Raw genomic sequence first — 1461 nt, 5'->3', positions numbered from 1 at the left:
AACGATGAGTGGCAATACTACCTCGCGGGTCAGGGACGAATGACCGTGTTTATCGGCAATGGCAATGGCCGTACGTTTGACTATCGAGCAGGTGATGTCGGATATGTGCCATTTGCTACGGGGCATTATATTCAAAATACGGGTAGTGAAACCCTATGGTTTCTTGAAATGTTTAAGAGCAACCTCTTTGAAGATGTCTCATTAAATCAATGGATGGCGCTCACGCCACATGAACTTTTGAAGGGTAATTTGCATGTGGGACCTGAACTAATAGACGCTTTGCGCAAAGAAAAATGGCCGGTCGTCAAGTATCCAGGATTTTCTTACTATCCAAGATAATATTTTTGAACATATTTGTTGAATCGTGATAGAAATCCATTAGATGTTGTGTCTTTTAGTTTGAATCCACTAAAATGAAGTGAGAGACTCAAACTAAAGGAGAATGACGATGAGAAAAGTTGTATTATTCATGCACGTATCGCTAGACGGCTTTGTAGCTGGACCCAATGGGGAATTGAATTGGATCTCCTATGACCAAGATTTGATGGACGCTGCAGATGAGATCGTGAAGACAGTGGGATCGCCCATCTATGGTCGCGTAACTTATCAGATGATGGAGAGCTATTGGCCTACTGTACTCAACAATCCTGAAAGCACGCAGCACGATATCGATCATGCGAATTGGATAGAGGACATTGACAAGATTGTGATTTCCAAAAGCCTCAGTGAAGTGCAGTGGAACCGCACAACATTGATTAACGAGAATATCGCAGAGGAAATTGGGAAGCTCAAGCAGCAACCGGGGAAGGACCTTGTCATCTTTGGCAGCCCGCGTATCGCTCATACATTTATGGATTTGGACTTAATTGATGAGTACCGATTAACAGTTAGCCCAATTGTGCTGGGGAATGGCACGCGATTATTTCAAGAAGATAAGGCAACGAAACGTTTGAATCTCTTATCTTCCAAGATACTACCTTCAGGTGTGCTGGTGCTTCATTACGAAGCTAAGAAAGAGTAATTCATTCGACTAAGAGAGTGAAAAAGGAGCTAAGCGATTTCGAATCGCTTAACTCCTTTTTGCTACCCTCCTGAATTGGATATTCGATTGATTAACCCCGTGATATCCGTAATGGTGGCAAGGATTTGGGAGTTTTGCAGTTTGTCGAGTGCCAAATGTCCATTGTCTACGACTTGGTTAATCTCATCTAACAAGACTTTATTTTTCTCAACTAATTGCTGGTGAATATCTTTTGCGAATGCAGGAACGCTTTTCAAATTAAATTGTTCGATATCTGTCTTTAAGGCTAGTAATTGATCTTCAAGCTTCTGCTTCGTTTCAGGATTTGTAGCGGCGTCTTTGATCAACTGCGGTGCTTGTTCAGCAAACGTACTCAGTTTGTTTATGTGCGCCGTGGCTTGACTCACATAATCGAGTGATTGATTTGCTCCATCCAGGAA

General features: G+C 42.3%; 3 protein-coding genes. 2 read left to right on the top strand and 1 reads right to left on the bottom strand.

Annotated elements, in window-relative coordinates; all coding sequences use genetic code 11:
- Both AC1DUA_RS37345 and AC1DUA_RS37340 read left to right on the top strand, forming a co-directional pair.
- On the top strand, positions 1-339 hold a 339-nt coding region (locus AC1DUA_RS37345), incomplete at its 5' end, for a cupin domain-containing protein (RefSeq protein ID WP_477504527.1).
- A 109-nt stretch (positions 340-448) separates the two neighbouring features.
- Positions 449-1021 carry a dihydrofolate reductase family protein gene (locus AC1DUA_RS37340; protein WP_477504526.1) on the top strand — a complete coding sequence of 191 codons (573 nt, stop codon included), beginning with the start codon at positions 449-451 and terminating at the stop codon, positions 1019-1021.
- A 62-nt stretch (positions 1022-1083) separates the two neighbouring features.
- Here AC1DUA_RS37340 and AC1DUA_RS37335 read toward each other — a convergent pair.
- The coding region (locus tag AC1DUA_RS37335) for a DUF6376 family protein (protein ID WP_477504525.1) at positions 1084-1461 on the bottom strand (378 nt) is incomplete at its 5' end.

The organism is Paenibacillus sp. 01T422, from assembly GCF_056398785.1.
This window is presented reverse-complemented; position numbering and strand designations above follow the sequence as displayed.